This window comes from Rhodococcus sp. LW-XY12 (genome assembly GCF_019317345.1).
Taxonomy (GTDB): domain Bacteria; phylum Actinomycetota; class Actinomycetes; order Mycobacteriales; family Mycobacteriaceae; genus Rhodococcus; species Rhodococcus pyridinivorans.
Genome location: NZ_CP079225.1, coordinates 4,845,790 through 4,868,152, shown reverse-complemented (window position 1 = coordinate 4,868,152; position 22,363 = coordinate 4,845,790). Strand labels below are relative to the sequence as shown.

Sequence of the window (22,363 nt, the reverse complement as noted above, 5' to 3'; positions counted from 1 at the left end):
AGCAACCGATGACCACTACCGACGAATACGTCAGCGTCCGATACCTCGTCGACGACGTGCCCGCGGCCGTCGCCTTCTACACCCGTTATCTCGGCTTCACCGTGCTCACCCACCCCGCGCCCGCTTTCGCCGATGTGATCAGGGGTTCGCTGCGGCTGCTGCTGTCCGGGCCGGCGAGTTCCGGGGCCCGCGCCACCCCCGAGGAGTTCGTCGGTCCGGGCCGTAACCGGATCCACCTCGTCGTCGACGACCTCGACGCCGAGATCGCTCGCCTGCGTGGTGCCGGCATAGAACTCCGAAGCGATGTGGTGACCGGTCCGGGCGGTCGTCAGATCCTGCTCGCCGACCCCGCCGGCAATCCGATCGAACTGTTCCAGCCGGCGGCCGACAGATGACCGACCCCGAAGCGCCGACCCGCGATGGGTAATGATGGAGGCATGCTGGAAACACCCGTCGTCATCGGTATCGGATCCATCTGCGTGGGGTTCGTCTTCTTCATGCTCGCCGCGACGGGGACGCGATCACGCTGGGACAAGAAGATCACGATCACGCTGTTCGCGCTCGCCATCGTCTTCATGACGATCATCCCGGTGATCGGCGCGGTGGGGTTCGCGGCCTGACCCTCCACGGCCGAAGTACTCGCACACCGCGGATCACCGTGGGAGTATCCACCGCAGGAAACCGAACAGGGAGGTCGCGGTGGGTGGCGTCAGCGGTGAATTGAAAGACGAACTGACGAAGCGTCTTTCGTCGGTACTCGACGGCAGTTGGACGCTGCGGCGCATCGAACGGCTCACCGGTGGTGCGAGCCGCGAGACCTGGGCGATCACCGCGGTGTCGGCCACCGGCGACACCCGGGAGTTGATCCTGCGCCGCGACCCGCCAGGACGCGAGGACGCACGCAGGATCGCAATGGAAGCGGCGTCCTTCGACGAGGCCGCCCGCATCGGCGTGCCCGTGCCCGACGTGATCGACCGCAGCGGCGACGAACCGCACCCCGGGATCGGCGCCTACCTCGTGATGTCGAAGGTGCCCGGCGAGGCACTGCCGCAGAAGTTGTTGCGCGACGAGAATCTGGCCGAGGTCCGCGCCGCACTGCCCTACGAACTCGGACGCATCCTCGCCCGGATCCACCGCATGGACATCGAGGCCGTACCGAACCTGCCCGAACACGACCCGCTGACCTCCCTGTTCGACGAGTACCTCACCAACGGCAACCCCGTGCCGACGCTCGAGGCCGCGTTCGCGTGGCTCCTCCGCAACCGTCCACCGGCGACCGGGAAAGCGTTCGTGCACGGCGACTTCCGCAACGGGAACCTCCTCGTCGACGCGGAGGGCGTGCGCGGGGTGCTCGATTGGGAACTGGCGCACGTCGGTGACCCGATGGAGGACCTCGGGTGGCTGTGCACCCGGACCTGGCGTTTCGGTTCGCCGCATCCGGTGGGCGGATTCGGTTCCCGCGACGACCTGTTCCGCGGGTACGCCGACGAATCGGGCGAGAGTCCCGACCCCGAGGTCCTCCACTGGTGGGAGGTCTACGGCTCGCTGCGGTGGGCGGTGATCTGCCGGATGCAGGCCGCCGCAGCGGCGACGGGAGGCGACAACACCCTCGAACTGCTCGCCATCGGCCGGCGCGTCGCCGAGTGCGAACACGACCTGCTGGACCTGCTCGACGTCCCTCCCCACGACGAGACGGAGACTCCGCCCGCCACCCCACAGTTCCTGGGAGCACCGCCCGTCGAGGAGCTGCTCGGGGCAGTGCGCGAGTTCGTCCTGGAGGTCGGGGCGGGCGCCGATGCGAAGACCCGCTACCGCAGCCGGGTGGCGGCGCACGTTCTCGGCATCGCCGCACGGGAGGCCCTCTTCGCCCCGGCGGTGCGGGAGACCTATCGGGTGCGGCTCGCCGGGCTCGGCTACCGCTCCGAAGCCGAACTCGCCCTCGGTGTGCGTGCAGGACGAGATCACCTCGACGACCCGCAGGTCGCCGAGGTGATCAGGGGGTTGGCCGCGAACCGGCTGAAGGTCGCGAACCCGAAATATCGCTGACGGATCAGTGCGTGGCGGCGACCTCCGCGCCGATGCCGGTCTCCGCGCGCACCAGCATCTCCGCGAACTTCTCGTCCTCGAGGCGGCCTCGTCCCCGACGCTTCTCGCCGACGATCGATCCGATCACGCACGCGGCAATGCCGAGCGGCATGGTGACGATCACCGGGAGCTGGATGGTCAGGGGAGCGGGGCCGCTGCCCATCCACAGGGCCTCGGTGAACATCAGGCTCACGACCGTCGAGACGAGACCGGTGAGCACACCCCAGACCGCGCCGGTGGCGTTGAAGCGCCGCCAGTTCAGACTCAGCACGAGAGCGGGCAGATGCGCACTGCCGGCCACCATGAACGCCATGCCCATGAAGAAGGTGATGTTGGTGTCGTCGCCGATGAGCATGGCCAGGCCGATGGCGAGGACGCTGAAGGACACGGCGCCGTACCGGGCGATGCGGGCCTGGGCCTGGTCCTCCCGGGCCTGCTCGTCCGCGTCGAGATTCTCGATCGGTTCCTTCCGCGTGACCGCCGGCCACACGTCGCGGGCGAAGGTGCCGGCCGCGGAGATCACGACACCGGCGACCACTGCGACGATGGACGCGAAGGCGACCGCGGCGACGAGTGCGAGCGCGATGGACCCACCGACCGTGCCGGCTCCGCCACCGAGTTCGGTGACGAGGACGGGTGCCGCAAGGTTGCCGCCGGGCCCGACGAGATCGGTGCCGTTCGGTCCGAGCACGGCCGCGGCGCCGAAGCCCATCACGATGACGATCAGATAGAACAGGCTGCACAGCGCGACGGTCCAGCCGAGCGAGCGACGTGCCGTCGTGGCCTCGGGGACGGTGAAGAACCGGATGAGGATGTGCGCCATTCCGGCGGTGCCCAGGGCGAACGCGAGCGCGTAGGAGACGAGGTTGATCGCGCTGGTCTGGCCGAAGATCAGGCCGGGGGACAGGATCGCGTCGCCCGCGACGGCGTTGTCGGTTGCGGCGTCGAGGACCTTCGGGAATGCGAACCCGAACTGCGCCAGGATGCCGAAGCACACGATGATCGCGAGCACCGACAGGATCGTCGACTTGATGACCTGCACCCAGGTGGTGGCGAGCATGCCCCCCACGAAGACGTAGATGCCCATGAGCGATCCGGCGACCACCACCGACAGCCAGAACGGGATGCCCGAGACGGATTCGAGGAGCACACCCGCGGCGACGAGCTGGGCGAGCAGCACGAAGGTGCCGGTGGCGATCGTGCTCAGCGCGACCGCGACCCGCACGTTCCGCGAGTCGGTGCGGAAGACGAGGACGTCGGCGAGGGTGTACTTGCCGAGATTGCGCATCTTCTCCGCGAGGAGGAACAGCACCGGCAGGAACGAGATGACGGACGTGAACAGGATGACGGTGCCGTCGACGCCCTTGGAGAAGATCAGACCGGTGGTGCCGAGGAAGCTGCCGGCGGAGATGAATTCGCCCGCGATGGCGAATCCGTTCTGCCAACTCGAGATCGAGCGACCTGCGGCGAAGAATCCGTCGGCGCTCTTCGCGCGCCGGGATGCAGCGAAGGTCACCCATAGGGTCAGGGAGATGACGGCGCTGCAGATCGCGATGGCGAGATAATCGGCGTCACCGGTCATGATGCGACCTCCTCGGATGCGGGACGGTTCCGTTCGACGGCCACCACGGCGTCGTCGACGGCGGGGCCGATGTAGGTGCGGGAGAGACGGAAGTACGCCCAGACCAGCACCCAGGTTCCGGCGAACTGGGAGAACACCACCCACAGCGACAGCGGGATGCCGAGGACGACGGTGGCGCCGAGTTGGTCGGGGAACCCGATGAAGGCGACGAGGAAGGACGTGAACAGCACGACGGTAATGCCACCGAGCGTGTTGGTCACGCGGGCGCGTCGGCGACGCAACTCGGCGATCTCGGGAAGACGGAGCATCCGCGACCAGACGAGCTCGTCCTCCGGGGACGAGGTGGGGACGCCGTTCACGGTGTCGGTCATGCCCGCACCGCCGCGCCGCGGGCGCTGTCGAGCGCGAAGAGGTTCTCGTCCCACCCGGCCTCGAGCGGTCCGAAGAAGTGGAAACGCACCTGCTTGACCTTGTATAGCCAGCGGCCGTCGACCTTGACGACCTCGTCGTTGTAGCGACCGGCCGCGATCGCGGGGGTGCCGTCGGTGACGCACGGCTGCCACAGGAACGAGCGCACGGTGGCGCGGTCACCGTCGAGGTCGATCTCGAGGTTCGTGATGAAGTGCCAGAAGGAGGTCAGGCCGCCGTCGGCGAGTCCCGCGAAGAAGGTGCGCATCTCCTCCTTTCCTTGCGGGTGGGACAGGCCGTCGAACTCGCCGTCATCGGTGAACAGCTCCATGAGCGCGTCCCAGTTGCCGTCGTCGAGGTGGCGGCAGTACTGCGCATCGAGCTTCCGGATCGCCTCGAGGTCTTCGAGGTGGGTGATGCGGTCGAGCAGGGACGGTCCGGGATGGGGACTGGACACGGCAGATCCTCCGTTGTGCGTTTTATTAACGTCCGTTCATGTGAGCTGGACCATAACAAGCGTGCGCATGCGCGTCAACGGGAAGGTTCTTGCTGGTCGGCGCGATGTGTGCCTACTGTGCAGGGATGAACAGCCGGTCGAACGGAGCGTCCGCGTCCATTCGGGAACGGATTCTCGAGACCGCGCTCGACGAGTTCTACGAGTGCGGATTCCACGGGGCGACGATGCGCAATATCGCCAACGCCGCAGGTTGCAGCGCTGCCAACGTCTACAACCACTTCGAGAACAAGTCGGAACTGCTCGTGGAAATTCTCCGCCGCGCGAGTGACGAGCAGTTCACGGCGACCCGCAACGCGCTGCGCAAGGTCGGTGACGATCCGGCCGAGCGGTGGCGCGCGGCGGTCGCGGCCCACGCGCTGTACACCGCGCGGAATCCGCGGGCCTGCCTGGTGGCGAATTCGGAACTGCGGTATCTCGGCCCGCTCGACCGCAAGCGCGTGGTGGGCTCACGCGACGCGCAGGAACAACTCTTCGTCGATATCGCGGAAGACGGTGTGGAGCAGGGACTTTTCACGATCGAACGAGTGCATCAAGGGGTCACCGCGGTGCTGACGATGTGCGCCGGCATCCCCCTCTGGTTCCGGGAGAGCGGACCCCTCTCGGCACAGGAGGTCGCCGACGATTTCGCCGGATACGCGCTCAATCTGGTCGGATATTCGCGCTGAACCGTTGACGGGTCATGGGTGCCGTGCTGTACTGGGTGAACAAGCGTTAATGACCTACTCCGGTCCATCGAAGGAGTGCACCTCCCATGACCCACCGCCCCTCGCAGCCGCGCACCGATTCCCCGCGCTATCTCACCGAGGAACGCCTCGCGATCCGCGACCTCGCCCGTGACTTCGCGATGACGAAGGTGCTGCCCGTCGCCAACGAACTCGACCCGGTCCAGGGCGCCATCCCCGACTCCCTCAAGAAGGAGATGGCCGAGATCGGCTTCTTCGGGATCATGATCCCCGAGGAACACGGCGGTCTCGGGCTCGGCGTCTTCGAGTACTGCCTCGTGGCCGAGGAACTGTCGCGGGCATGGATGAGCGTGTCGGGTCTGCTCGCCCGCGGCAACGGCATGGGCGGTGGATTCACCCCCGAGCAGGAGGCGGCACTGCTGCCCAAGGTCGCGCGCGGTGAGTACCTCGGCGCGTACGCCCTGTCGGAGGCCGAGGCCGGCTCCGACGTCGCGAACATCTCGTGCCGCGCCGTGCGCGACGGCGACGACTGGGTCGTCAACGGCACCAAGATGTGGTGCACCTACGCCGACGAGGCCGACTACCTCGTGCTCTTCGCCCGCACCGACCCGAACAAGGACCCGGCCAAGCCGCATCGCGGCATCAGCGCCTTCCTCGTCGAGAAGGAACGCGGCGTGTTCCCCGAGGGCATCTCGGGTACCAAGGTCCGCAAGATCGGCTACTTCGGGTGGAGCACCTGGGAACTGTCGTTCGACAACTTCCGCATCCCGGCCGACAAGATGCTCGGCGAGGAGGGCAAGGGCTTCTACCTCGCCGTCTCCGGCCTCGAGGTGGGCCGTGCCCACACCGCCGCCCGCGCCATCGGCCTCGCCCGCGCCGCGCTCGAGGACTCGATCGAGTATGTGCACACCCGCCGCCAGTTCGGCCGCCCCATCGGCGATTTCCAGCATCTGAGGTTCAAGATCGCGAAGATGGCCGCCGACATCGAGGCGGCACGCCAGCTGATGTACTCGGTCGCCACCGACATCGACACCGGCCGGCGGTGCTCGCTCGAGGCGTCGATGTGCAAGCTCGTCGCCACCGAGATGGCCGAGCAGGTCACCAGCGAGGCCGTGCAGATCCACGGCGGCGCCGGATACACCACCGACTTCCAGGTCGAACGCCATTGGCGCGACGCACGTCTGACGAAGATCTTCGAGGGCACCAGCGAGATCCAGATGCGCATCATCTCCGACGAACTCCTGGGAAGGCCCGAGCAGGCATGAGCGCACACACCGTCATCCGCCCGCTCACCGTCGGGGACCGCACCGCCTCGGAACCCTGCACCGTGGCCGATGTCCTGACCGCCTCCGGTACGGTGGCACCGGCGAACTCACCCGTCCTCGGTGCCCTGGCCGTCGCCTCGCTCGTCCCGTCCGTTCCCGGTGGCGTACCGTCCGGATTCGACTGGAACGCACACGATCCGGTCTCCGCATCGGACGTTGTATCGGCGGACACCGTGATCACCCGCGTGTCCGGACGGACCGCGCGCCGCTACGTCCGGCTCGTGGACCAGGCCGGCACGGTACGCGAATCCGGCACCGAGACATGGACCTTCGACGACGAACAGCCGACGGTTCCCGAACTGGACTTCTGCACACCCGCCTGGGGCGCACTGCTCGCCGAGAGCCTCTCGGAAGACCGGGACTTTGCTTCCTCGCTGTCCACCTGGGACGGCACCATCGGACTGCGCAGCGGCGAGATCGAACTGCACCTGCGCATCTACAAGGGGCGGATCGTCGACGTCACCCGGCGCACCCCGCACGGCGCGACGTTCACCTTCGTCGCGTCCGACCACGCCTGGACCGATCTCGTCCTGTCCGAGGAGAACGACTTCATGCGCCGCGCCATCCGCGGCGAATTCTCCTCCACCGGAGACGGATACGAATACCTACGCCTGACCAAGCCGCTCAACACGATCATCGGGCACGCCCGTGCCCTCGCCCGAAAGGCCCGCTCATGATCGAGGCCCGCTACCTGGAGATCGGCGGAGCGCTCGGCTTCGTCGAGATCGTCACTCCCGACGCACGATCCGGCAACGCGCTCGACGCGACCGATCTGCCCACCGTCCTGTGTATCCACACTGCGGGCCAGAGCGGCGTGCAGTGGCGCCACGCGGCCCGGGATCTCGCCGACCGCGGCTACCGGGTGGTCGTCCCCGACCTGCCCGGCCACGGACGTTCCGAACCGGCACCCGGCGGCCCCGTCACGAGCCTGATCACCTACGGCGACTGGTTGTGCGAGGTGCTCGACGCGCTCGGGATCGACCGGCCGTTCGTCATGGGCTGCTCGATCGGGGGCAAGCTCACACTCGAACTCGCGACCCGCCCGGACCGTCCGCTGTCCGGGGCCGTGGCGATGGAAGCCGAGCCCGGCCCGGGCCGCGTCAACGTCACCGGTCTGCGCCGCGAACTCGAGGACGTCGCCGGACCGTCGCGCTCCGAGCGCACCTATCTGGGAACTCTTGCATCCGTGGGACGTTCGGTTCCGGAGGTGAAGGCGCACACGATCGCGCTCATGCACAAGCGGGAGGACCCGGAGATCTCGTCGTCCGACCTCATCGGCTGGGGAACCCACGACGTGCGCGACCGCCTCGACCGGGTGACCGCACCGATCCACCTCGTCGCCGGCGTCGACGACCCGTGGATCGACCCCGACGCCGTGGCCCGGGCAGCGGACACCATCAACGACGCACTTCCCGGACGCGCCCGCTTCACGGCACTGGCCGGTATCGGGCACTATCCGATGGAGGAGATCGACGACTTCGCCGCGCTCGCCGACACCTGGATCGGTGAACTGCGCCGGGTCGCTGTTCCCGAGGAGGCAGCGCTGTGACCACCACCCGCACCGACACCCTGCCCGCACTGCTCGACGGGCTCGTCGCCGCGAATCCGGATGCCCCGATCGCCTACGACATCGTCGACGACGTGGCGGTGGCCCGCAGCCGCGGAGAGTTCCGCGACCGGGTCGAGGCCGTGCGCAGCGAACTCGACGGCATCGGCCTGCGCGCCGGCCAGTGCATCGCGGTGATGTTGCCGAACTGGTCCGACGCACTCGTGTGGCAGTTCGCGGCCTCCGCGCTCGGTGCCCACGTCATCGGTGTCAACACCCGCTACAACACCCGTGAGGTCGCGCACATACTCACCGCCGCACGACCTGCCGTCGTGGCCGTGCCGGCCGCCTTCCACGGACTCGACCTGTTCGGTCGGCTCACCGAGGCCGCGGCGTCCGTGCCCGATGTGTCCACCCCGGTGGTTGCGGTGGTGCCCGGACCGGCGAACCCCTCGGCGTCCCCGGCCGACTTCGATCTCGGCGGAGGCGCGTGGACGGCCGGCAGCGGCGACACGCGTGGCGCGAGCGCTCCCGAGACCCCCGACACCGCGACACTCACCCCGGCCGGGATCGACGACGATCCCGAGGATCGGATCGCGGTGGCGTTCACGACATCCGGTTCCACGGGCGTGCCCAAGCTGGCCGCACATCGCGGCAACGCGGTCGTCCGTCACGGACGGGCCGACGCCGCGATCATGAAGGTCGCCGAGGGCGACGTGGCGCTGTGCGTGCTCCCGGTCTCGGGTGTCTTCGGTTTCAGTACCGCGATGGCGGCGCTCGCCGGCGGGGGAGCGCTGCTCATGGAGACGGTCTTCGATCCGGATGCGGTCCTGCGCCGGATGCGGGAGGTCGGGGTCACACACGCGGTGGGCGCCGACGACCTGTTCGGCCGTCTCTACGACGCCTGGCACGACGGCGAACGCGTCGATCTGTCGTCATTGCGCTGGGTCGGCATCGCCGACTTCCTCGGCCGCTCCCACGAGATCGCCCGATGGCTGCGCGACGAATTCGGCACCCACACCTCCGGTGTGTTCGGTTCGTCCGAGGTCTTCGCCCTCGCGATGCTGTGGAACGCCGACGATCCGGAATCGGTGCGTTGGAACGGTGGCGGACGCGCGGTCGACACGGCGATCGAACTGCGGGTCGCCGATCCCTACGACGATCGGGTCCTCCCGGCCGGCGAACAGGGCGAACTGCAGTTCCGCGGCCCGAACGTCGTCGACGCCTATCTCGGCAACCCCGACGCCGCCGCGCGCGCGTTCACGGCCGACGGTTGGTTCCGCAGCGGCGACCTCGCCGTCGACCTCGGCGACGGGGGTTTCCGTTACGTCTGCCGGATGGGCGACGTCCTGCGCCTGCGCGGCTTCCTCGTCGACCCCGCCGAGATCGAGACGCGTCTGGCGGAGCATCCCGGCGTGGCCACGGCCAAGGTCGTCGGCATCACCGGCGACGGCGGCTACACGGAGGCGATCGGTTTCGTCGTCCCCACCGACGACGCACCCGCGGACACGACGTCGGTGACCCTTCGGGCCTGGTGCCGCGAGACCCTCGCCGCCTTCAAGGTGCCCACGGCGATCCATGTCATCGAACGGATGCCCACCACGGTCGGGGGCAACGGCTCGAAGATCCGCGCCGTGGAACTGCGCGAGTGGGCCCGCGAGTGGGCCGGTAGCGAACGCGACTTCCGAGCCGGATAGCGTCCTGCGTCGTCACGATCCGCACGCGGTCGCGTCGCTCAGTTGCGGCCCATCGGTGCGGTCGTGGCGACGCGGCCCCTGGTGAGAATCGACAGCGACGCGGCGACCGCGCACAGGGACGCTCCGGCCCACCACGCGTAGGTGTAGGTGCCGAGGTTGTCGCGGATGACCCCGGCTCCGAAAGCGGCCGCCGCGGCACCGATCTGGTGGGAGGCGAACACCCAGCCGAACACGATGGTTCCGCGGTCGCCGAAGACCCGGCGGCACAGCATCGCAGTCGGCGGCACGGTGGCGACCCAGTCCAGGCCGTAGACCACGACGAACAGGATCATGCTGGGGTGCACGGACTCCTGCAGCAACCAGGGCAGCAGGAGCAGACCCACGCCGCGGAAGGTGTAGTAGAAGGCCAGCAGCTTGCGGGGGTCGAACTTGTCGGTCAGCCATCCGGAGGCGATGGTACCGACGATGTCGAAGATCCCCACGGCGGCCATGAGGCTCGCCGCGGTGGTCGTGGGCATGCCGTGGTCGTGGGCCGACGGGATGAAGTGGATGCCGACGAGTCCGTTGGTGGTGGCTCCGCAGATGGCGAAGGCGATCGCGAGGGCCCAGAACGCCCGGTGACGCACCGCGAAGACCAGCCCTTCGAGAGCGCGGCCGACGGCACCACCGGTCGCCCGCGCCGGCGCGATGTAGGTCTCGGGGTCGGCCCCGTAGGGCAGGACGCCGCGCTCGTCGGGATGATCGCGGATCACCGCCCACACCAGCGGGACGACGACGAGCGCCGCCGCGGCGATCACGAGGGAGGCCTGCCGCCACCCGACGTTCTCCGCGAGCGCGGCCACGGGAGGGAGGATCACCAGCTGGCCGGTCGCGGAACCGGCCGAACTCGTCGTGCAGCGGCACCATGAGCGCGCCGGGTGCCGCCCGGAAGCCGGCGGCGCCGAACAACGCGAGGAAGGCCACCGCGGCGACCCACCATGCCGGGTGGATGCGGGCCGGTCGGTGGTCACTGCGCTGGGCCGGGCGCACACTCATCACGAATTCACTTTCTTCGAGAAAGCAACAGGATGAGCAGACGATACCCAGCAGTGCGTCGCGGGAGGCGAGCGGTCAGCCGTCCTGGCTCCCCGGCGTCCGGTAACTCGCGTCGCGGCGCGCGGCCTCGTCGACCTGTTCGGGGGTGAGCAGGGCGATCGGCGTGGAGCGCGCGGCGCCGGAGGCGATGGTGCGGAGTTCGAGTGTCGCGGCCGCGATCTCGTCGGGCACCTCGCCGAGCACGTACAGATCGTGACCACCGAGCGCGAAGTGCACCGAATCGACCGTCCCGCCCACACTTTCGACCATCCGGACGATGGCGTCGCGCCGGGACGTACCGCCGTCCGTGAGCAACCCGCGTGCGCCGTCCGCGGTGTAGTTCACCTGCCAGAGATATCGCGGCATGATCGTCTCCTTTCGAGGATCCCGACCTCCATGGTCGGTCCTCCCCTCGTCGCCCGGGACGGTTTCGCCGGGAATCGCGGCCTAGTCTCGATATCGAGATCCATCCACCGCATCGAAAGGGAGTGCCGTGCCGAAACGACCCGTGCCCGGGGCCGTCGCAGAATTCCTCACCCAGCCCAACTACGCCACGATCAGCTCTCTGCGCCCGGACGGTCATCCGGTGTCCGTTCCGACCTGGTACGTCTACGAGGACGGCCGCATCCTCGTCAACATGGACTCCACCCGTAAGCGCCTCGACTACCTGCGGAACGATCCGCGGGTGAGCCTGTCGGCGATGGATCCGCAGGACTGGATCACGCACGTGAGCCTCCAGGGGCGGGTCGTCGAATTCACCGACGATCCGTCCCTGGAGGACATCGACCGGATCGCTCGCCACTACACGGGCAAGCCGTACCACGCGCGCGACGGCAAGCGCGTCAACGCGTGGATCGAGATCGACCGCTGGCACGCGTGGGGTCGCCTGCGCAACGCCTGAGATCGATCGGGGAAAAGGCCGGTGGTCAGATGACGCCGGCCTTCTTCGCCGTACTGCGTGCCTGGAACGCCAGGATGATGAGCAGCACGCCGAACAGGATCGCGTAGATGCCGAGCAGGACGATCAGGCTCAGGATGCCCTCGCCGGGGAAGATCAGCAGCACGATGCCGAACAGGACGGCGACGACGCCGGCGAGCACCGACCACACCCATCCGGACTCGGGGACCTTCCGGAAACGGATGCCGCCGACGATGCCGGTGATGCCGAACAGGATGGCGTAGAACGCGATCACGTACAGCAGTGCGAGTGCGGTGATGCCGGGCCAGAACAGTGCGACGAGGCCGGCGAGGACGGAGACGACGCCCATGGCGAGCCACCAGCCCCAGCCCTCGGGCTTGTCACGGACCGACTGGACGACCAGTACGATGCCGTCGATGATCGCGTAGGCCGCGAAGACGACCACCAGCGCCCACACGGTGATGCCGGGCCAGACGAGTGCGACGACACCGAAGAGGACCGCGAGGATGCCGCGCAGCAGCACCACCCACCAGATCTGCTTCAGTAATGATCGGAACGGATCGTTGGAAGAAACCGAGCTCGTGGACATGACGGCTCCTGGCGTGTGATGTGATCTTGTAGCCCAGAGGATAAGCGCGGTCGTGCTGTTTCGCGTGCCGAATCGAAGCCGAGGTTACGCTCGGAAACGTGGCCGGGGCGAGGATCGGGATATCGGGATGGCGCTATCCGGGCTGGCGCGGAGACTTCTATCCGGAAGGACTCGTCCAACGCCGGGAACTCGAATACGCCGCCCAGCGGTTCGGATCGATCGAGATCAACGGCTCGTTCTATTCGCTGCAGCGCCCGAGCAGCTATCTCGCGTGGCGGGACGCCGCACCCGACGACTTCGTCTACGCCGTCAAGGGCGGGCGGTTCGTCACCCACATGAAACGGCTCGCGGGTGTCGACGACGCCCTCGCCAACTTTTTCGCCTCCGGTGTGCTCGCGCTCGGCCCGAAACTCGGTCCGGTGCTGTGGCAGCTCCCGCCGACCCTCGGTTTCGAGGAGGACAGGTTCGCGGACTTCTTCACCCGGTTGCCCCGCACGACGATGGCCGCCGGCGAACTCGCCCGCCGGCACACCGACAAACTCGCCGACGATCGGGTGTGGGTGGAGGTGGACGCCGAGCGTCCGCTGCGGCACGCCGTCGAGGTGCGGCATCCCGACCTCGCGAGCCCGCAGGCCGTGGAGTTGCTGCGCGCGCACGACATCGGGCTCGTCGTCGCCGACACGGCCGGAAAGTTCCCGTTCCTCACCGACGTCACGAGCGATTTCGTCTACGTGCGGATGCACGGCGACAAGGAGCTGTATGCGAGCGGGTACACCCCCGACGTTCTCGACGTGTGGGCCGAGCGGATCCGCGGATGGCTGGGCGACGGCCGGGACGTCTACGTGTACTTCGACAACGACATGAAAGGCTGTGCACCGCACGACGCGCTCGCGTTGCAGGAACGCCTGTGACCGGGCGTCCGGAGGAAGGACAGGAGATCGCTGTGTGGCCCGACCACTGGCCGAGAACGCCGCGGGAGATCGCGACGGCCACCGCCGATGCGCTCGCCGCTGCCCGCAGCGAGTCGGCCGAGCCCTTCGACGAGGCGGTCGCGGTACTGGTCGACCTGCCCTACGAGCAGGTCACGGCCGTGCACGCGGGCATGGTCCGGGAGTTGCTCGAGGAACTGCATCCCGACGGTCTCGCCGGTGAGGACGTGCAGGCCGTGCTCGAACGCTCCGTCCGTTCCGGACTGCGATGGCTGCCATCGCTCGAACCCGAAGCCGTTGTTGCTGTGCTCACGGGTGCGCTCGGAGTGTCCGATTCCGACGCCGAACGCCCGAAGATCCGTCCCGAGCAGTATCTGGCCGCGGGCCTGCTCGTCGTCGCCGATCTCGTCGCTGCGCGCCGCGTGGCTCCCGAGGCGTATCTGCGCCGCGCCGTGAGCGAGATCGAACGGGCCGAGACGCAGGAGATGCCCTGACCTGTTCGGGGGATCAGGCCGGATAGTGGTTCTCGACGTTGCGGACGACCTTGCGCAACAGGTCGGACAGGACCTGAACCTCGTCGTCGTCGAGTCCGTCGAGCATCTGCCGCTCGCGTGCCAGGCGTCGCGGGAACTCCTTCTCGACGAGTGCGCGCCCGTCGTCGGTGAGGGTGAGGAGGACGACGCGGCCGTCGCGTTCGAGTCGTGTGCGTTCGACGAGACCGAGTTTGGCGAGTCGCTCGGTGTGCTTCGTCGTCGACGCACCGGAGATCCCCGTGATCGAGGTGACCTCGCTGGCGCGTAACGGGTGGTCGCTGCGGGCGAGCGCGCTGAGTACCTCGAACTCGCTGCGGCTGATGCCGCTCGGTTCGAGTTCCCGATCGAAGTAGGTGAGCGCGAGCGACCCGATGCGGGTGATGCGACCGATCACGTCGATGGGGCGCAGGTCGAGGCCGGGGTAGTGGGCGGTCCATCCGAGACGTACGCGATCGACGTAATCGGGCTGGGGCGTCTCGGAGGGCATGTGGCAAGTCTAACGGCAGCGGACGAACAATTTCATAGATATTTTACTAGTGAAACAATAGGGTGGACGGATGCTGGACCGCCGACTCGACGACCGCCCTCAGCTCCGTCACACCCGGAGAGCGCTCGCGCATCCGCTGTCGGCGAGCGCGTGGAAGGACGCCCTCGAAGTGCGGCGCGGCGATCCGACCGTGGCCGTGGCGCTGCGCGTGGGGTTCGCGACGATGCTCGCCCTCGTCGGCGGCGGTCTGCTCGGTTACGGACAAGTCGCCGGCTTCGCCGCCCTCGGCGCACTCACCAGTGCCTTCCTGCGATACGAACCGTATCCGCGTCTCGCCGTGCGCCTTCCGTGGGTCGGCCTCGGCATCGTCGGTTACACCGCCTTCGGGGCTGCGCTCGGCGCGATGGGCGCCCCGCTGTGGGTGCAGATCGTCGCGCTCTCGCTGGGCTCGGCCGTCGCGTACTGGGTGTTCACGGCCTTCTCGCTCATGGGCCCCGGCCCGGTGATCCTCATCTTCGCGGCCGCCGGCGCCGCCGGTTTTTCCGACGGATGGGGCGATGCGGGGCTGGTCACCGCCGCGGCGACCATCGGTGCTCTGCTCGGATATGTCATCGCGATGCTCCCCGCGCTCTCCCATCCCCACACGCCCGCTCGTCTGGCGGTCGCACGCGCCCTCGCGGCGGTCTCCGCCGTCGAAATCCGCGGTGCGGACGCAGTTCCCGCTGCGCGACAGAGCATCCGGAAGGCGCGCGAGACCGTCGCACTGAACGCCTCGCGACGTCCGGACGCCCATGTCCACGAACTGGCCGCACTGCTCGACGCGGCCGAGACGGTGCTCGACAGCGGGTCGCACGACACCTCCCGCGCACGTTGCGACGATTTCGCCCGATTCGAGAAGGAACTTCGGAAAGCGCGGCGCGACATCGAGATTCCGCGTGTCGATGCCGACGGTCGGCCGGTGCTGCCGACGCCGCCCGGCTTCGTCCGCGAAGGATGCGGTCGTCTGCTCGACCGTCTCGTGCTGATCGGAGCGGCCCGGATCTTCGTCGCGTCGTTGCTCGCCGCGTCGTTCGCCGCATCGATCGGGCTCGACCATCCGTTGTGGGCTGCGATGGGTGCCATGGCGGCGCTGCAAGGATTGAACTACCGCAACACCGTTCAGCGCGGCATCCAGCGTCTGATCGGAAATGTCGGCGGCGCCATGATCGCTGCCGTGCTGCTCGCGCTCGACCTGGGCTACTGGCCGGTGGTCGCGGCCGCCGTGCTGTTCCAGACGCTCACCGAACTCACGGTGACCCGGAACTACGGGCTCGCCTCGGTCGGGGTGACGACGATGGCGTTGCTGCTCACCGGTCTCGGGCAGCACGCGGGTCCGGGCCTCGCCGTCAACCGGGTCGCCGACACCGTCATCGGCGTGGTCGTGGGCGTGATCGTCGCTGCGGTGACCATCCGACGCGACGACCGGCACCATCTCGTCGCGTGACGAGGCGGCACCGGTCGTCGGTGGCGTTCATGGCCTGCCGCGGGGGAGGCAGCCGGGTGATGCTCAGGAGTGAGCGGCTTCGAACCGCTCGAGGATGTGACGCGGGATCCGGCCACGCGAGCTGACGTCGTAACCCTTGTTACGGGCCCAGTGCCGGATCGCGGCCAGTTGCTCCGGCGACCGGGTGGGCGGAATCGCCTTGTGAGTCCCCGCCGTCCGTGTGCGGGCCTTCGTTGCCGTCTGCTTCGGCGTGATGGTGCGGGTGCTCGAAGCGGGCTTCTCGGGTGTCTTCTCGTGCAGCCACGGGCGGAGTACCGCCAGGAACTTGTCTGCGTTCGCCGGCCGCAGGTCGATTTCGTACTCGTCGTCGTCGACCGTGATGCGGAACGACTGCGCCAGGCCGTCCATGATCGGTTGGCCGTCGATATCGTCGAAATATTGGACGCGCACTTTCTGTGCCACGTTTATCTCCTTGTCCCCGAACTGTGCGCTGTCGACGCTAGTTCTTACTCGGGGGTAGGTTCAAGTCGCGAATGTACGATCCCACCCGCTCGACGAAATGATCGAAGAACTCTGCCGGACGGGTGCCCGCCACGATATCCGCGTTCGGCGTCCTCTGCCACATACCGGACAGATCGGCGACCGTCGTGCCCCGGGTGAGGCGTCCGTCGAGCTCGACGTCGACCGTCGCGGGCCGGGAGGTGTAGGGAACCGTGCCCAGCGCGACCGCCGCGGCGAACGGGTCGTGCACGTGCGCGAGGAAGCCCAGGCCCTGGTCACGGTGGAATTCCATGTAGAACCGCAGTGCATCGGAGATGTGGCGGACGAGAGGGACATCGACCGTCGACCGCGTACCGCGCGGAGCGTCCGGGGACAGCTCCCCGGAGCGGGGCACACCGACGACGTCCCCGATCCGCGCGACATGCTCGGGATGCATCTCGATCGACTCCGTGACGTCGAGCGGGCACACGATCGGCCGCCGGTCCGGAGGGACGATCGAGAACGCGTCGAACACGACCTTGGCGGCCTCCGGATCCACCGCGACGTTCCATTCCGAGGTCGGCGTCGTATTACCGGGATGGTGGAAACACCCACCCATGATCACGAGGCGACGCAACCGCGACGGCAGTTCCGGATCGATGCGCAGGGCGAGGGCGAGGTTGGTGAGCGGGCCGGTGACGAGCCCGGTGAGCTCTCCCGGATGCTCGCGGGTGAGATCGACCCACGCCTGCGCGGCCGATCGCGACGACCGCGACCGCGACGCAGCGGGAAGTTCCGCATACCCGATCCCCTGTGGACCGTGCGTGTCCTCGGTGGTCATCAGTGGCGCGACCAGCGGAACCTGCGATCCGGCAGCCACTTCGATATCGGGCCGGCCGCACACCTCGAGCCACGACAGCGTGTTGGCGGTGACCTGGTCCACCGGCACGTTCCCCGCCGTGCACAGGGCGGCGACGATCTCGGCTTCCGGACTCGCGACGAGATAGAGCAGGGCGAGAGCGTCGTCGATGCCGGTGTCGACGTCGACGATCAGACGGGTACGGGCAGCCGGAACATCGGGTTCGTGTACGTGCACGATCCCATCTTGGGGTATCCGGATGAGCGCACCGCGGCCGGTGCTGGGAGAATTCCCGAATGCACGAGCGCAAGAACCGCGGTTATTTCACCGAGGACGACGGTGTCTACCTGCCCACGAAGTATGCGTCCAGCCCGTGGTCGGACACGATGCTCAACGGACCGTGTGTGAGCGGTCTGGTCGCACGTGAGCTCGAGATCCACCATGCCGTCGAAGGTTTCGTCCCGTCCCGGTTCACGCTCGATCTCTTCAGGCCGGTCCGCAACGAGCCGATCACCTTCACCACCACCCGGGTGCGCGACGGCAACCGCATCCGCGTCGCCGACGCGAACCTGATGCAGGGTGGCGAGGTGTCGGCGCGCGCGACGCTCACCTTCCTCCGCAAGTCGGCCCCGCCGCCCGGGTCGGTGTGGTTGCGCGGCGAGTCCCCGACGCCCCCTCCCGGTTCCCTGGAGACGCAGCCCGGACCGCTCGAATACTCGTCCTGGTACGGCAGCGACGGTCCGGGATGGACGCGGGTGCGGTCGGAGCACCAGAACTCCGATCGCAAGCGGCTGTGGTCGCGGCAGCTGCCGATCATCGTCGGCGAGGAACTGTCGCCGTTCGTCAACACCGCGACCGTCGGTGAGGGCACGTCGTTCGTGACCAACTGGTCGGACAAAGGTGTCGGCTACATCAATTCCGATGTCACCCTGGCACTGTCCCGTCTGCCGGAAGGACCGGAGGTCGGTATCGAGGCCGACAACCACATCAGCAGCGAGGGCATCGCGGTCGGCACGGCGGTGCTGTTCGACCGTCTCGGCGCGTTCGGCACCGGTGTGGTCACCGCGCTCGCGAATGCGCAGCGGCAGGTCGATTTCGGCTGACCCGAACAGGAGTGATGTCATGCGTGTTCGGCGGATCGTCGACCTGACCCACATCATCTCCCCGGCCATCCAGGTCTATCCCGGGGATCCGGCACCGACGTTCACACCGCACGCCACCGTCGAGACCGACGGATTCGACCTGATGCGCATCGACATGGGATCGCAGACCGGCACCCACGTCGACGCGCCGCGACACGTGCGCAGCGGCGGCGCCGCGATCGACGCGGTACCGCCGGAGAACTTCGTGGGACGCGGAGTGGTGCTCGACGTGCGCGCCCGCGTCGGCGCCGGTGCGCTCGTCACCGCCGACATGTGGGGTGGGCCTGCGATCGGCTCCGGCGACATCGCGCTGGTCCTCACCGGCTGGTCGCGGTATTTCGGCACCGACCGCTATTTCGAGCATCCGGCCCTGAGCGTCGACGCGTGCCGGTGGTTGCTCGACCGCGGCGTCCGCACGGTCGGAATCGACGCGCCGAGCGTGGATCCCACGGGCGACGAGACGCTCGCAGCGCACCACGTGCTCGCCGACGCGGGGGCGATCATCTGCGAGAACCTGCGCAATCTCGACGCGATCGACTTCGCGGATCCGCTCGTGTCCTTGCTGCCGATCCCGTTCGCGGGCGTCGACGGGGCCCCGGTGAGGGCGGTCGCGATGCAGATCGAGAAGTGACCGTCCCGCACCCGGGAGGTCGAGAACCGTCCGCAGAGAACCGGCCCGGCTATCGGCCGAGTGCCGTCGTGAGCGAGGACAAGTGGTCGCGGGTGACGGCGGCGGCGGTCACCCCGTCACGGTCCGCGATGGCGTCGTAGATGCGTCGGCGGGTATCGTGGTCGGCGTCGTCCCCGTGGGTGCCGCGCGTGCGGAGCATTTCGATCATGGCGTGACGGTTACGGGGTGTGAAGCCGTCGAACAGGTCGAGAAGGATCGGGTTGTGTGCGGCGACCACGATGGTGCGGTGGAAGACGATGTCGGTGTCGACGTGTTCCTCGATGGCCGTGCGATGGGTTTCGCGTTCCCGCAGTGACTTCTTCAATGCCCGCAGTTCGGCGGGGGTGCGGCGCGCGGCGGCAAGGGCCGAGGCCTCGACCTCGACGGCGATGCGGGCCTCGATCACGGCGAGGATGTCGGCGCGCGCGACCGTGCGCGTCCAGTCCTCGGGTGCGTCGAGAGCGGTGACGAACACGCCGGCGCCCTGCCGGGTGGTCAGGATGCCGCGTCCGGCGAGCTGACGGATCGCTTCGCGGACGGTGGAGCGGCCGACGCCGAGCTGCGGAGCCAGCGTCGTCTCGCCGGGCAGCTTGGCGCCGAGCGGCCATTCTCCGGATCGGATGCGTTCGAGGAGCAGTTCGGCGGCCTGGTCGGCGAGAGGCTCGCGGCGGACGACGGTCATGGTTCCATCATCGCAGAGTCGCCTACTCCTCTACTTGTCCGAGGAGTTATGTCAGCCTTCGGGACATGCGCTCCTTCGCGTTCCTTCTCCTTCGCCGCCACGGCGGGGCCTAGCCGGACCGGCTCCCCGTCGTGGAGTCGAACACGCGCCGGTCCCTCGTAACGACGATCGACGAAGGACTTCTCCGATGGGCACCAGCACGTTCCCGCGAATCTTCACTCCTGCCGGTCCGGTTCCTGCCGACGCCCCCGTCTGGAACAGGCAGCGGCACTCCGCCATGCCCTCACATCGCTACCGCGATGTGTACTCTCGCGTGGAGGTTCCACTGGCGCAACGGAACTGGCCCACACAACGTCTGACCGCGGCCCCACTGTGGGTGCCGGTGGACCTGCGCGACGGTAACCAGGCACTGGCCGAACCGATGGATCCCGGCCGCAAACGCCGCTTCTTCGAGCTGATGGTCGCGATGGGATACAAGGAGATCGAGGTCGGTTATCCGTCCGCCTCGCAGACCGACTTCGACTTCGTGCGCCTGATCGTCGAGACCGACATCGCGCCGCCGGACGTCACCATCGTGGTGTTCACCCCGGCACGTCGCGACCTCATCGAGCGGACTGTGGAATCCGTCCGGGGTGTCCGCAACGAGGTCGTCGTCCACATGTACACCGCGACCGCTCCCACCTGGCGCGAGGTCGTCCTCGACCGCGACCGTACCGCGCTGACGGAACTGACCGTCGCCGGTGGCCGCGACGTCCTGGAACTGGCCGGCGACCTGCCGAACGTGCGGTTCGAGTTCTCACCCGAGGTCTTCAACCTCACCGAACCCGACTACGCGCTCGAGGTGTGCGACGCGATCACCGAGTTGTGGGACGCGACCCCCGAACGGCCGGTGATCGTGAATCTTCCGGCCACCGTCGAGATCGCGACCCCGAACGTCTATGCCGACCAGATCGAGTACATGCACACCAACCTCGCGCGACGCGACGCGGTGATCCTGTCCGTGCACCCGCACAACGATCGCGGCACAGGTATCGCGTGCGCCGAACTCGCCGTCCTCGCCGGGGCGCAGCGGGTCGAAGGGTGCGTGTTCGGCAACGGGGAACGCACCGGCAACGTCGACATTGCGACACTCGCACTGAACCTCCACGCACAGGGCATCGATCCGATGATCGATTTCTCCGACATCGACGAGATCCGCCGCACCGTCGAATACTGCAATCGCATCGAGATCCACCCGAGGCACCCGTATGTCGGCGACCTGGTGCACACCGCCTTCAGCGGCACTCATCAGGACGCGATCAGGAAAGGGTTCGCCGAGCACCGGGCACGCGCCGTCGCCGAGGGCCGTCCCGAGTCCGAGATCGATTGGCGAGTACCATATCTGCCGATCGATCCCGCCGACATAGGACGTACCTACGACGCGGTGATCCGTGTCAATTCGCAATCCGGTAAGGGCGGGGTCGCCTACCTGCTCGAGAGCGAATACGGCATCGAAATTCCGCGTCGGCTCCAGATCGACTTCACTCGCCACGTGCAAGACCACACCGACACCAGCGGCGGGGAGGTCACTGCGACCGAACTGTGGGAGATCTTCGACACCGCATATCTCGCACGGCCGGACGTCCCGGATGCACCGGTGCTGCGCGCCTTCGACGTGACCGACGCGGGCACCACGATCACGCTGGGTATCGGCGGCACCGAACACCGCAGTGTCCACGAGGGCGTGGGGCCCGTCGAAGCATCGACCGACGCTCTCGCCCGTCTCGGCATCGATATCGAGGTGCTCGGCCTCCATCAGAGCAGCGTCGGCACCGACGCACTCACCCTGATCGAATTCCGCAGCGGCGACGACACACGGTGGGCAGCGGGGCGTCACCGCTCCGTGCTCACCGCGAGCCTGCACGCGGTCGTCCGTGCTGCCGCCTGCATCCCGAGGCCACTCAGGACAGCTGGGTCACCACGATCCGTGTGACGCCGTAGAAGGCGGTACCCGCCGTGACGATCGCGAACAGCGCGATCCATACGGCCGCCGGAACGCGGGTCAGTCCGCGCAACTGGTCGGCGTCCGAACCCCGGCCACGACCGCGCGAATGGGTGCGGGCGAGTTCGAGGACCGGGCGGGTCGCGCCGAGGAGCAAGACCCATGTGATCAGGTACGCCGCGGTGTACCGGACGATCGGGTCCCCGAGATAGGCGGCCGCACCGACGAGCGCACCCGCGATCACCACCGAGACGAATCCGTACAGATTGCGGATCAGCAGCAACAGGACGGCGAGCGCGGCGAGGATCGACCACAGCACCGCGGCGGGCCGATCCAGGGTCAGCAGCGTCGCCGCCGCGAATCCCAGCACGGCCGGACCGGTGTACCCGGCGAAGGTGGTCGCGACCATGCCGGGGCCTCGCGGGTTGCCGGACGACACCATCACCCCCGAGGTGTCGCTGTGCAGACGGATGCCCGACAGCTTTCGGCCCACGAGCGCCGCGACCAGCGCGTGCGACCCCTCGTGCGCCTGCGTGACGACATGGCGGGTCTTCAGCCACAGCGGCCGAACGGTGACGAGCACGAGTGCGACGATCGCCGTTCCGACGACGACCACCGTCGGAGCGGGCTGGTCGACGGTCGACACGGCCTGCCAGGCGGAGGACACGACCTCCGTGAACGAGGTGGACACA

Annotated in this window: 25 protein-coding genes and 1 pseudogene; 15 read left to right on the top strand and 11 right to left on the bottom strand. The window is 68.1% G+C overall.

Translation table 11 applies throughout. The features are described from left to right. The first annotated feature begins 8 nt into the window (after positions 1 to 8). The 3 genes from KXC42_RS22385 (at position 9) to KXC42_RS22375 (ending at position 2,046) form a co-directional block, all read left to right on the top strand. Positions 9 to 395 carry a VOC family protein gene (locus tag KXC42_RS22385; protein WP_006553114.1) on the top strand — a complete coding sequence of 129 codons (387 nt, stop codon included), beginning with the start codon at positions 9 to 11 and terminating at the stop codon, positions 393 to 395. A 42-nt stretch (positions 396 to 437) separates the two neighbouring features. Then, on the top strand, positions 438 to 620 hold the full coding sequence (locus KXC42_RS22380) for a hypothetical protein (RefSeq protein WP_006553115.1): 183 nt from the start codon (positions 438 to 440) through the stop codon (positions 618 to 620). Positions 621 to 699: 79 nt separating this feature from the next. After that, complete coding sequence (locus KXC42_RS22375; protein WP_033097489.1) at positions 700 to 2,046, top strand: phosphotransferase family protein; 1,347 nt, start codon at positions 700 to 702, stop codon at positions 2,044 to 2,046. 4 nt (positions 2,047 to 2,050) lie between these two features. Here KXC42_RS22375 and KXC42_RS22370 read toward each other — a convergent pair whose 3' ends face one another. From KXC42_RS22370 to KXC42_RS22360, 3 genes are read right to left on the bottom strand one after another with little or no spacing between them, the layout of a single operon-like run. Next, positions 2,051 to 3,667, bottom strand: coding sequence for a cation acetate symporter (locus KXC42_RS22370; protein ID WP_016692584.1), 1,617 nt, complete (start codon positions 3,665 to 3,667; stop codon positions 2,051 to 2,053). Then, positions 3,664 to 4,038, bottom strand: coding sequence for a DUF485 domain-containing protein (locus KXC42_RS22365; protein ID WP_219129613.1), 375 nt, complete (start codon positions 4,036 to 4,038; stop codon positions 3,664 to 3,666). Before KXC42_RS22365 ends, KXC42_RS22370 begins: the two co-directional genes overlap by 4 nt. After that, positions 4,035 to 4,532: a nuclear transport factor 2 family protein gene (locus tag KXC42_RS22360; RefSeq protein ID WP_006553119.1), complete on the bottom strand. Its 498-nt coding sequence runs from the start codon at positions 4,530 to 4,532 to the stop codon at positions 4,035 to 4,037. Before KXC42_RS22360 ends, KXC42_RS22365 begins: the two co-directional genes overlap by 4 nt. Positions 4,533 to 4,657: 125 nt before the next feature. On the opposite strand from KXC42_RS22360, the gene KXC42_RS22355 reads away from it, so the two are divergent. The 5 genes from KXC42_RS22355 (at position 4,658) to KXC42_RS22335 (ending at position 9,843) form a co-directional block, all read left to right on the top strand. Continuing rightward, complete coding sequence (locus KXC42_RS22355; protein WP_219129612.1) at positions 4,658 to 5,257, top strand: TetR family transcriptional regulator; 600 nt, start codon at positions 4,658 to 4,660, stop codon at positions 5,255 to 5,257. 86 nt (positions 5,258 to 5,343) lie between these two features. Next, complete coding sequence (locus KXC42_RS22350) at positions 5,344 to 6,540, top strand: acyl-CoA dehydrogenase family protein (RefSeq protein WP_006553121.1); 1,197 nt, start codon at positions 5,344 to 5,346, stop codon at positions 6,538 to 6,540. Beyond that, on the top strand, positions 6,537 to 7,277 hold the full coding sequence (locus KXC42_RS22345) for a hotdog fold domain-containing protein (RefSeq protein WP_219129611.1): 741 nt from the start codon (positions 6,537 to 6,539) through the stop codon (positions 7,275 to 7,277). The genes KXC42_RS22350 and KXC42_RS22345 overlap by 4 nt, the downstream gene beginning before the upstream one ends. Then, on the top strand, positions 7,274 to 8,149 hold the full coding sequence (locus KXC42_RS22340) for an alpha/beta fold hydrolase (protein ID WP_024102387.1): 876 nt from the start codon (positions 7,274 to 7,276) through the stop codon (positions 8,147 to 8,149). The genes KXC42_RS22345 and KXC42_RS22340 overlap by 4 nt, the downstream gene beginning before the upstream one ends. Next, a complete protein-coding gene (locus tag KXC42_RS22335) occupies positions 8,146 to 9,843 on the top strand; it encodes an AMP-binding protein (RefSeq protein WP_219129610.1) in 1,698 nt (565 codons plus the stop codon). The genes KXC42_RS22340 and KXC42_RS22335 overlap by 4 nt, the downstream gene beginning before the upstream one ends. A gap of 38 nt (positions 9,844 to 9,881) precedes the next feature. On the opposite strand, the pseudogene KXC42_RS22330 reads toward KXC42_RS22335, so the two are convergent. Continuing rightward, positions 9,882 to 10,878, bottom strand: a pseudogene (locus KXC42_RS22330) (MFS transporter). A 75-nt stretch (positions 10,879 to 10,953) separates the two neighbouring features. Continuing rightward, positions 10,954 to 11,283 (bottom strand): GYD domain-containing protein, encoded by a 330-nt coding sequence (locus tag KXC42_RS22325; RefSeq protein ID WP_006553126.1) that lies wholly within the window; start codon positions 11,281 to 11,283, stop codon positions 10,954 to 10,956. 127 nt (positions 11,284 to 11,410) lie between these two features. On the opposite strand from KXC42_RS22325, the gene KXC42_RS22320 reads away from it, so the two are divergent. After that, on the top strand, positions 11,411 to 11,818 hold the full coding sequence (locus tag KXC42_RS22320; RefSeq protein ID WP_006553127.1) for a TIGR03618 family F420-dependent PPOX class oxidoreductase: 408 nt from the start codon (positions 11,411 to 11,413) through the stop codon (positions 11,816 to 11,818). 25 nt (positions 11,819 to 11,843) lie between these two features. On the opposite strand, the gene KXC42_RS22315 is transcribed toward KXC42_RS22320, so the two are convergent. After that, a complete protein-coding gene (locus KXC42_RS22315) occupies positions 11,844 to 12,425 on the bottom strand; it encodes an HdeD family acid-resistance protein (RefSeq protein ID WP_033097483.1) in 582 nt (193 codons plus the stop codon). A gap of 98 nt (positions 12,426 to 12,523) precedes the next feature. On the opposite strand from KXC42_RS22315, the gene KXC42_RS22310 reads away from it, so the two are divergent. Together KXC42_RS22310 and KXC42_RS22305 are read left to right on the top strand one after the other, a co-directional pair. Continuing rightward, entirely contained in the window at positions 12,524 to 13,336 is an 813-nt protein-coding gene (locus tag KXC42_RS22310; protein ID WP_024102382.1) for a DUF72 domain-containing protein, read from the top strand. After that, positions 13,333 to 13,848 (top strand): hypothetical protein, encoded by a 516-nt coding sequence (locus KXC42_RS22305; RefSeq protein WP_006553130.1) that lies wholly within the window; start codon positions 13,333 to 13,335, stop codon positions 13,846 to 13,848. Before KXC42_RS22310 ends, KXC42_RS22305 begins: the two co-directional genes overlap by 4 nt. Positions 13,849 to 13,861: 13 nt before the next feature. On the opposite strand, the gene KXC42_RS22300 is transcribed toward KXC42_RS22305, so the two are convergent. Further along, complete coding sequence (locus KXC42_RS22300) at positions 13,862 to 14,374, bottom strand: MarR family winged helix-turn-helix transcriptional regulator (RefSeq protein ID WP_006553131.1); 513 nt, start codon at positions 14,372 to 14,374, stop codon at positions 13,862 to 13,864. A 70-nt stretch (positions 14,375 to 14,444) separates the two neighbouring features. On the opposite strand from KXC42_RS22300, the gene KXC42_RS22295 reads away from it, so the two are divergent. Then, complete coding sequence (locus tag KXC42_RS22295) at positions 14,445 to 15,857, top strand: FUSC family protein (RefSeq protein WP_219129609.1); 1,413 nt, start codon at positions 14,445 to 14,447, stop codon at positions 15,855 to 15,857. 63 nt (positions 15,858 to 15,920) lie between these two features. On the opposite strand, the gene KXC42_RS22290 is transcribed toward KXC42_RS22295, so the two are convergent. Together KXC42_RS22290 and KXC42_RS22285 are read right to left on the bottom strand one after the other, a co-directional pair. Next, a complete protein-coding gene (locus KXC42_RS22290) occupies positions 15,921 to 16,319 on the bottom strand; it encodes an Lsr2 family protein (protein WP_219129608.1) in 399 nt (132 codons plus the stop codon). A 37-nt stretch (positions 16,320 to 16,356) separates the two neighbouring features. Then, complete coding sequence (locus KXC42_RS22285) at positions 16,357 to 17,433, bottom strand: nucleoside hydrolase (protein ID WP_219129607.1); 1,077 nt, start codon at positions 17,431 to 17,433, stop codon at positions 16,357 to 16,359. Positions 17,434 to 17,492: 59 nt separating this feature from the next. On the opposite strand from KXC42_RS22285, the gene KXC42_RS22280 reads away from it, so the two are divergent. Continuing rightward, positions 17,493 to 18,299 carry an acyl-CoA thioesterase domain-containing protein gene (locus KXC42_RS22280; protein ID WP_088898082.1) on the top strand — a complete coding sequence of 269 codons (807 nt, stop codon included), beginning with the start codon at positions 17,493 to 17,495 and terminating at the stop codon, positions 18,297 to 18,299. Between the two features lie 19 nt (positions 18,300 to 18,318). Then, positions 18,319 to 18,969 (top strand): cyclase family protein, encoded by a 651-nt coding sequence (locus KXC42_RS22275; RefSeq protein WP_219129606.1) that lies wholly within the window; start codon positions 18,319 to 18,321, stop codon positions 18,967 to 18,969. 49 nt (positions 18,970 to 19,018) lie between these two features. Here the strand turns inward: KXC42_RS22275 and KXC42_RS22270 are convergent, their stop codons facing one another. Continuing rightward, positions 19,019 to 19,690 (bottom strand): FadR/GntR family transcriptional regulator, encoded by a 672-nt coding sequence (locus KXC42_RS22270; RefSeq protein WP_219129605.1) that lies wholly within the window; start codon positions 19,688 to 19,690, stop codon positions 19,019 to 19,021. Positions 19,691 to 19,877: 187 nt separating this feature from the next. Between KXC42_RS22270 and KXC42_RS22265 the strand changes: the two genes are divergently transcribed. Continuing rightward, entirely contained in the window at positions 19,878 to 21,662 is a 1,785-nt protein-coding gene (locus KXC42_RS22265) for a 2-isopropylmalate synthase (protein WP_257605924.1), read from the top strand. Here the strand turns inward: KXC42_RS22265 and KXC42_RS22260 are convergent. Further along, entirely contained in the window at positions 21,631 to 22,362 is a 732-nt protein-coding gene (locus tag KXC42_RS22260; RefSeq protein WP_006553139.1) for a M50 family metallopeptidase, read from the bottom strand. The genes KXC42_RS22265 and KXC42_RS22260 overlap by 32 nt on opposite strands. Position 22,363 lies beyond the last annotated feature (1 nt).